Annotated in this window: 6 protein-coding genes; all 6 read left to right on the plus strand. The window is 67.5% G+C overall.

The window, feature by feature from the left end; all coding sequences use genetic code 11:
* Positions 1–1,981 (plus strand): hypothetical protein (locus AC1DS3_RS30410; RefSeq protein ID WP_477128582.1); only part of this gene is annotated, 1,981 nt, incomplete at its 5' end.
* A 21-nt stretch (positions 1,982–2,002) separates the two neighbouring features.
* Positions 2,003–3,886 carry a GMC family oxidoreductase gene (locus AC1DS3_RS30415; protein WP_477128583.1) on the plus strand — a complete coding sequence of 628 codons (1,884 nt, stop codon included), beginning with the start codon at positions 2,003–2,005 and terminating at the stop codon, positions 3,884–3,886.
* A 28-nt stretch (positions 3,887–3,914) separates the two neighbouring features.
* The gene (locus tag AC1DS3_RS30420; protein ID WP_441630841.1) at positions 3,915–4,067 is read left to right on the plus strand and encodes a hypothetical protein; all 153 of its coding nucleotides are present in this window, start codon (positions 3,915–3,917) and stop codon (positions 4,065–4,067) included.
* Positions 4,067–6,343: a xanthine dehydrogenase family protein molybdopterin-binding subunit gene (locus AC1DS3_RS30425; RefSeq protein WP_477128584.1), complete on the plus strand. Its 2,277-nt coding sequence runs from the start codon at positions 4,067–4,069 to the stop codon at positions 6,341–6,343. The genes AC1DS3_RS30420 and AC1DS3_RS30425 overlap by 1 nt, the downstream gene beginning before the upstream one ends.
* Before the next feature lie 16 nt (positions 6,344–6,359).
* Entirely contained in the window at positions 6,360–6,818 is a 459-nt protein-coding gene (locus AC1DS3_RS30430; RefSeq protein ID WP_441630844.1) for a (2Fe-2S)-binding protein, read from the plus strand.
* Positions 6,819–7,077: 259 nt separating this feature from the next.
* Positions 7,078–8,942: alkyl/aryl-sulfatase (locus tag AC1DS3_RS30435; RefSeq protein ID WP_477128585.1), on the plus strand; the 1,865-nt coding region annotated here is incomplete at its 3' end.

An 8,942-nucleotide genomic window follows, 5' to 3' on the forward strand; every position in this document is an offset into this window, starting at 1 on the left:
CGGCTACCCCACGGGCATCATCGGCTTGCGGCTGTTCCCCAACCCGGCCTTTGACGAGAAGGCCGCGAAGGCATGGGATCCGCAGCGCTATTACATCGATCCCAAGTACTACAACCGCGCGGATCTCGTGCGGCCCTATCGCGTTGGCATGGCATGCGGTTTCTGCCACGTGGGCCCGAGCCCGATCCATCCCCCTGGGGATCCCGCGCACCCGCAATGGCCCGAGCTGAGTTCCACGGTGGGCGCGCAGTACATGTGGGTAGACCGGCTGTTCATCCATAACGCATCGACACCCGAGGGCCGGCAGAATTTCATGTTCCAGCTCGTGCATACCTTCCGCCCGGGCACCATGGATACTTCGCTGGTGTCCACGGACAACATCAACAACCCCCGCACCATGAACGCGCTCTACGACCTGATGGCGCGCATGGGCGTGGCCAGGCGCATCGGCGAAGAAAAGCTGGCCGGGGGCGAGCTGAACAACCGGCAGCTCAATGACTTCGTCAAGACCGGCGCGTTGACGCAGTTCTACACGCCGCCCGATACGGTATGGACGCCGCACGTGCTCAAGGACGGCGCCGATTCGGTCGGCGTGCTGGGCGCATTGAACCGGGTGTACCTGAATATCGGCCTGTTCAGCGAGGAATGGCTGCTGCACTTCAACCCGATCCTTGGCGGCAAGGCGATCTCGCCCGTCGAGCTTGCCGTGGCGCAGAAGAACTCGAGCTACTGGGGGGCGACGGAAGCCGGCACGACCAACATGGCGCTGTTCCTGCTGAAGGCGACCCCGCCGGACCACTTGCGCGATGCCCCGGGCGGCGCTGGCTTCCTGGCGGATACGTCCACGCCGGCCGGCGCGCAGATGCTCGACCGGGGCAAGGTCGTGTTCGCCGACACTTGCGCGCGCTGCCATTCCAGCAAGGCGCCGCCGCCGCCGGCCAGCCTGAACCTGCGGAACTGCGCGGGCCCGAACTATCTCGCCTGCTTCATGCGGTACTGGAAATGGACGCAGACGGATGCGTTCAAAGCGCAGATGCGCGAGATGGTCAAGGCGCCGGACTTCCTGGCGGGCAACTATCTGTCATCCGATGCGCGCATTCCCGCCACGCTGCTGCGGACCAACGTGTGCAGCCCGCTTGCGACCAATGCGTTGCGCGGAAATATCTGGGACAACTTCTCGTCGGAGTCATACAAGACGCTGCCCTCGGTGGGTAGCGTCACCCTCAACGACCCCTTCACTGGCGAGCGCTGGCATTACCGGATGCCGGCCGGCGGCCGTGGCTATACCCGCGTGCCCTCGCTGATCAGCGTTTGGTCGACGGCCCCGTTCCTGCTTAACAACACACTTGGGCCCTTCAGCGAGGATCCGTCGGTTGCCAGCCGCATCCAGGTTTTCGATGCCTCCATCGAGCAGTTGCTCTGGCCCGAGAAGCGCGTGCATGACGACATCCTGGGCGCCAAGGTGCCAGGCACCATCGACCGCACCACCGAGCGCAGCCAGATTACGGTGCCGGAGGGCTTCGTGCCGGACGCGCTCAAGCCGTTGCAGGGCTTCATGCACCGCTATGCGCCGTGGCTGGTGGGGGCGGGCGGCGATGTGACCATCGGGCCGGCACCCAAGCAGATGCCGGTCAACTTGCTGGCCAATATCCAGCCGCTATCTGAGACCAGCGACGTCGGCGCCAAGGCCGAGCACGCGGCCAAGGTGGTGGGCCTTGCGCTCAAGCTGAGATCGGACCTGGCCTCCGTGCCCGAGGGTGCGACCGACGCGGATCTGGGCAAGACCTACGCCAACCTGGTCAAGCCCATGCTGGCACTCAGCAAGTGCCCGGATTTTGTCGTGAACCGCGGCCATTACTTCGGCACGGCGGAGTTCAACAACCAGGCCGGCCTGAGCGCCGATGAGCAATCGTTCGGGCAGGAGCCGGTATTGAGCGATGACGATAAACGGGCCTTGATTGCCTTTCTCAAGACGTTTTGACGTAGGCGGCGCGGCGGGGATATGTCTGCTCCAGGCGAACAAGCATGGGATTACGTGATCGTCGGTTCCGGCGCGGGGGGCGGCACGCTCGCCGCGCGGCTGGCGGAGGCGGGCATGCGCGTATTCCTGCTCGAGGCCGGCAACGATGCGCGCGAGCCTGGCACGGCTTGCATGCCGGAGGATTACGAGGTGCCGGCGTTTCACGCCTGCGCCTCCGAGAATCCGGCGATGAGCTGGAATTTCTTTGTGCGCCACTACGCGGACGACGCACAGCAGCGCAGGGACCCGAAGTACGGCAGCGAAGGCGTGCTCTATCCCCGGGCGGCGACGCTGGGCGGCTGCACCGCGCACAACGCGATKATCTTCCTCTACCCGCACGACTCGGACTGGGACGGCATTGCCGAGCTGACCGGCGACCACTCGTGGAAAGCCGCCCGCATGCGCCGGTACGCCAAGACGCTGGAGCAATGCCGGCACCGTCCGCTGTGGGCGCTCGCGCGCCGCCTTGGCTTCGATCCCACGGCGCACGGCTGGGACGGATGGCTCAGCACCGAGCGCGCGTTCCCGCTGGAAGCGCTGACCGACAATGCGCTCACGCGCCTGATCCTGGGCTCCATGGAACTGGCGGCGCGCAGCGTGCCGCGGCGCCTGCACGCGGTCCTGAGCTTCTTGCGCTGGCAGGGCGATCCGAACGCCAGGATCTGGGGGGGGCGATGTTTCAACGGCGTTTGCTACACGCCGCTTTCCACGCGCGGGCATGCCCGCAACGGCGCGCGCGAACGGGTGCTCGACGTGGCAGCCCGCCTGCCGTCGTGCTTGCATATCGAGATGGACGCGCTGGCCACGCGCGTGCTGCTGGACGCGCACGGCACGGCGACCGGTGTCGAATACCTGAAAGGCAAGCAACTCTACCGGGCCCATGTCTCGCCAAGCACGGCGCCCGGCGTGCGCCATGCAGTGCACGCGCGCCGTGCGGTGATCCTGGCGGGCGGCGCGTTCAATACGCCGCAACTGCTGATGCTGTCGGGCATTGGCCCGGCCGAGCACCTTCGCGCGCACGGCATTGCCGTGAACGTGGACTTGCCGGGTGTCGGGCGCAATCTCCAGGATCGCTATGAGGTGGGCGTGGTAAGCCGGATGGCGCAGCCGTGGCGCATCCTCGATGGCGCCCGCTTCCAGAAGGATGATCCGGCMTATTGCAGCTGGCGCGACGGCCGGCATGGGGTCTACACTTCCAACGGCGTGGCGATCGCGGTGGCACGGCGCTCGCGCAAATCCGCGCCCGTGCCGGATGTGTTCTGCATGGCGCTGGTCGARCATTTCACCGGCTATTTCCCGGGTTACTCCAAACTCTTCGCCCAGAGCGACGATGCACTCACCTGGGCCATTCTCAAGGCGCACACGCGCAACCGCGCGGGCACGGTGCGGCTGCGCTCCGCGAATCCGCTCGAACCGCCCTTGATCAATTTCCACTATTTCGAAGAAGGCGGGGCGGGGGCGGACGAGGATCTGCGCGCGGTGATCGACGCCATCCGCTTTGTGCGCAAGCTGGCAGCGCCGCTGATCGAGCGCGGCGTGATCGCGCAGGAGCAGCTTCCTGGCGCGCACCTGCGCAGCGACGATGAGCTGGCCGGCTATGTGCGCGACAACGCCTGGGGGCATCACGCTTCGTGCAGTTGCGCCATCGGCGCGCGCGAGGCGGGCGGCGTGCTGGGCAGCGATTTTTCCGTGCATGGCACGCGCGGGCTGCGGGTTGTCGATGCGTCCGTCTTCCCGAGGATTCCTGGCTTTTTCCTGGCCAGCGCGGTCTACATGATTGCCGAGAAGGCGGCCGATGTGCTCTTGCGCGAAGCGAAGGCCACGGCGAAGGCGGCAGCGGCGGCAGCGGCGACAGCGGCGCTATAGGCAGGCGACCCACATTGGAGGTGCGGATATGGCATACGACGTGCGCACGCTGCTGGAAACGAGCCAGGACCAGCTTGACGATCTGTTTCGCGCCAGCCCGGGGGGCGACATTGCGGATGGCGAGGCCACCGGCACCGCGATCATCTCGCATCGCCTGATCGATTTCTGCCTCGCGTTCTGATGAAACGCAGAACGTTCCTGGTCGGTGGCATCGGTGGCTTCGGGGCAGCGGGCGCGTTGCTGATCGGCTGGTCGGTGCTGCCGCCACGGCAGCGGCTGGCCACATCGCAGCCATTGCCGGCGGTTGGCACGCAGGTGGGGCTCAATGGCTGGGTCAAGATAGCAGCCGACAACACCGTCACCATCATGATGTGCCGCTCCGAGATGGGGCAGGGCGTGCACACCGGCCTGGCCATGGTGCTGGCCGACGAGCTGGATGCCAGTTGGGCGCACGTCAAGGTCGAGCACGCGCCAGTGGACAAGATCTACAACAACCTGGAAGTCGTCGTCGAGGATCTCCCGTTCCGCGCGGACGACGACGGCGTGGCCAGGCATCTGGCAGCCTGGCTGACCGCCAAGCTCATGCGCGAGATCGGCGAGATGGTGACAGGCGGCTCGTCGAGCCTCAATGACCTGTGGGACCCGATGCGCGAGGCCGGCGCATCCGCCCGCGCGATGTTGATTGGCGCGGCAGCCGCGCGCTGGAACGTGCCAGCGGGCGAGTGCCGCGCGCAGGACGGCAAGGTACTCCATCCCTCCGGGAAGACAGCCACCTTCGGTGAACTGGCGGCCCAAGCCGGGAAGCTCCCGCTGCCGGCAAAGGTGGCGCTGAAGACGCCATCCGAATTCAAGCTGATCGGCAAGGACACACGCCGCATCGAGGCCGCGTCCAAGATCGATGGCACGGCGCGTTTTGGCATCGACGTGCTGCCCGAGGGCCTGCTGTACGCCAGCGTGACGATGTGCCCGACGCTGGGCGGCACGGTGGCGAGCTTCGACGGCGCGGATGCCGCCGCGATGCCGGGCATCGTCAAGGTGCTCGCGGTCGATGCCTACAACGGCGGCACCGGCGGGGTGGCGGTGATCGCCGACAACGCGTACCGGGCCATGAAGGCGCTGGATGCGGTCAAGATCGTGTGGAACCCTGGCCCCGCCGCCGCGCTGTCCAGCCCGGAGGTGAGCCGCCGTCTCGCGCAGGCGCTGGATGCCTCCGACGGCCACGCCTATTACCGGCACGGCGATGTCGAGGCGGCATTGAAGTCCGCCGCCAGGCCAGTCAGCGCCGAGTACAGCGCGCCCTACCTCGCGCATGGGGCGTTGGAGCCCATCAACTGCACGGTGCAGGTGCGCGACGGCGCGGCCAGGGTCTGGGTCTCGACGCAGTTGCCTGGCCTGGCGCGCCGGGCGGCCTCGAAGGTGCTCGGCATCGATGCCGACAAGGTCGATGTGCAGCCGCAACTGATCGGTGGCGCGTTCGGGCGGCGGCTGGAGGTGGATTTCATCTCCCAGGCCGTGGCAATCGCGCGCGCGGGCGGTGGGCGGCCGGTGCAGACGATCTGGTCGCGCGTCCAGGACACCACGCACGACTTCTACCGGCCTGCCTGCCTCTCGCGCTTCAAGGCCGGGCTCGATGGCGCGGGCAACCTGGTGGCCTGGCACAACACGTCGGCCAGCCAGGCGATCGTGCCGGCCATGCTGGCGCGCTTGCTTGGCCTGCCCGGCCTGGGCATCGACAAGACCACGACGGAAKGCGCGTTCGACCGGCCCTACGAATGGCCGAACGCGCGCGTCGGGCACGTGATTGTCGACCTGCCTGTGCCGGTGGGCTTCTGGCGCTCGGTTGGCCACTCGCACCAGGCATTTTTCACCGAGAGCTTTATCGACGAACTGGCGGCGGCCGCCGGCAAGGATCCCGTTGCCTTTCGTGCCGGCCTGCTGGTCAAGCATCCGCGCCATCTGGCCGTGTTGCACATGGCCGCGGACAAGGCCGGCTGGGGAAAGCCGCTAGGGAAGACGGCAGACGGCGCCGCGCGCGCACGCGGGGTGGCGCTGCACGAGGCATACGGCAGCATCGTCGCGCAGGTGGCGGAGGTGTCCGTGGCGCCGGACAAGACCGTGCGTGTGCACCGGGTGGTCTGCGCGATCGATTGCGGGATGCCCGTGAACCCGAACCTGATCCGCCAGCAGATGGAAGGCGCGATCATCTTCGGCTTGTCGGCCGCGCTGTTCGAGGAGATCACGATCGCCGATGGCCAGGTGCAGCAGAAAACGTTTGGCGATTTCCCCGTCATCTTCATGAACAACTGCCCGGCAATCGAAACCCACATCCTGCCAAGCCAGGGCCATCCCCAGGGTGTGGGTGAGCCGGGCACGCCGCCCATTGCGCCGGCGGTGGCCAATGCCCTGTTTGCGCTGACGGGACAGCGCCTGCGCGCGTTGCCCTTGAAACTGGCCTGAGTCCCGGGAGAAAGCCATGCTGCCCCTGAACATCAACGGTAAGACGGTGTCCGTGCAGTCCGATCCGGATACCCCGCTGCTGTGGGTATTGCGGTGCGAGCTGGGGTTGACCGGCACCAAATATGGCTGCGGTATCGGCGTTTGCCGGGCCTGCACGGTGCAGTTGAACGGCACGCCGCAGGTCGCCTGCATGAGCCCGGTCTCCACGCTGGCCAATATCCGGATCGTGACCATCGAAGGCTTGCGCGGCGCGCAGGCGCAAGCCCTGAAGGCCGCCTGGCTCGATCTGGACGTGGTGCAGTGCGGCTACTGCCAGAGCGCGCAGCTCATGACCGCCAGCGCGCTCCTGAGAAGCATCCCAAAACCCAGCGATGCCGACATCGATAAAGCGATGGAGCACATTGTCTGCCGCTGCGGCACCTACCCGCGGATCCGCGCTGCCATCCACCAGGCCGCCGGGCAGTCACGCACCTGAGGCAGCCCCGCCTGGCGAGGGTTTTTACCGATAACGTGAACGCAGGGCGCGACAAAGAATGAAACCCGAATTCCTGTTCAGGTTTTTCGCGCCATGCCCATCGAGGCGAAGCCGCCCTTTGCGCTGGCCGCGCCGCCGCGGCTAACAAGCGGGTTGCGTTCGATCATCCATTGCACAGCGTGCCGATTCACACTGTGCTGACCGGTCCCGGCGTTGTTGGCTTACCTGAACATCGTCCACGCGCCACCAAGGAGACCCCATGCCGGACAACGCAAGCTGTGCCCACGCGGCCACGGCTGACTTTCATCGCCTGCTGGCGCGCGAGCTGCCCGAGCACGACGAGCAGGACTGGGAAGACGCGCAGCGCGGCTTTGTCGGCACCATCCCCAATGCCAAGGTGGCGCGCGCCAACGGCCACGGCGTGTGGAACCTGGAGGCCTACGGCTTCCTGGACGCCGCCGAGGCGCCGGATACCGTCAACCCCAGCCTGTGGCGGCAGGCGCGCCTGAACCGCATCCACGGCCTGTTCCAGGTCACGCCGCGCATCTTCCAGGTGCGCGGGTTCGATATCGCCAATATCACCTTTATCGAAAGCGACACCGGCGTGATCGCGCTGGACGCGCTGACCTGCCCGGAGACCGCCGCGGCGGCGCTCGCGCTGTACCGGGCGCATCGCGGCAACCGCACGCTGCACACCGTGATCTACAGCCACAGCCACGCCGACCACTTTGGCGGCGTGGCGGGGCTGGTGGAAGAGGCCGACGTGCGCGCCGGGCGGGTCCAGGTGATCGCGCCCTCCGGCTTCATGCACCACGCCATCGCCGAGAACGTGATCGGCGGCGTGGCCATGGCGCGCCGCGCGCAGTTCCAGTTTGGCCATACGCTGGCCAAGGGGCCGGCGGCGCAGGTGGATGCTGGCCTGGGCAAGACGCTGCCAATGGGCCGCTCCACGCTGATCGCGCCAACGCGGTCGATCGAGGCCGAGCACGAGATCCACGTGATCGACGGGGTGGAGATCGAGTTCCAGCTCACGCCTGAGACCGAGGCGCCCTCCGAGATGCACCTCTTCATCCCGTCCGAGGGCGCGCTCAACCTGGCCGAGAACGCTACCCACAATCTGCACAACCTGTGCCCGCTGCGGGGCGCCAAGGTGCGCGACGCGCTGGCGTGGTCCAAGTACCTGCACCGCGCGCTGCGCCGCTACGGCCCGCGTACCGAGGTGGTGCTGGCCCAGCACCACTGGCCGACCTGGGGCGCGGAGCGCGCCCGGCGCTTCCTGTCCGAGCAGCGCGACCTGTACCGCGTGCTGCACGACCAGACCGTGCGGCTGATGAGCCATGGCCTGAAAGCCGGCGAGATCGCCGAAGGGCTGCAACTGCCGGAGGCGCTGGCCAGGCGCTGGCACACACGCGGCTATTACGGCACCGTGTCGCACAACGTCAAGGCGATCGTGCAGCACTACCTGAGCTGGTACGACGCGCACCCGGCCAACCTGCATGCGCTGCCGCCGGTGGCCGCCGCGCGCAAGCACCTGGAATACATGGGTGGCATCGACGCCGTGATGGCCAAGGCCCGCGCCGATTACGAGCGCGGCGAGTTCCGCTGGGTGGCCGAGGTGCTCAAGCATGCGGTCTACGCGCATCCCGCGCATGCCGAGGCGCGCGAGCTGGCGGCCCGCGCGCTGGAGCAGATGGGCTTCCAGGCCGAGTCGGCGACGTGGCGCAATGCCTACCTGCTGGCCGCGCGCGAGTATCGCGAAGGGCCACCGCAGGCCAATCCGCAGGGGCCGCCGGCCAACGCGCTGATGGGCGCGATGAGCAACGAGCTGTTGTTCGACGCGCTGGCGGTGCGCATCCACGGTCAGCGCGCGCAGGGCATGGCGTGCCAGATCGGCTGGCAGTTCACCGACAGCGGYGAGCATTGGCTGAGCACGCTGTCCAACTGCGCGCTGAGCAGCCTGCTGGTGGACGCGGCTGATGTGGCGGACACGGCGGACGTGGTMATCGTGACCCGCCGCGACACGCTCGACGCCGTCCTGGCCCGGCGCTGGACGGCGGCCGAGGCTGTGGCGCAAGGCCGGCTCACGCTGCGCGGCGATGTGTCGCTGCTGCCGCGCTTCATGGG

This window comes from Cupriavidus sp. 01L46 (assembly GCF_056399905.1).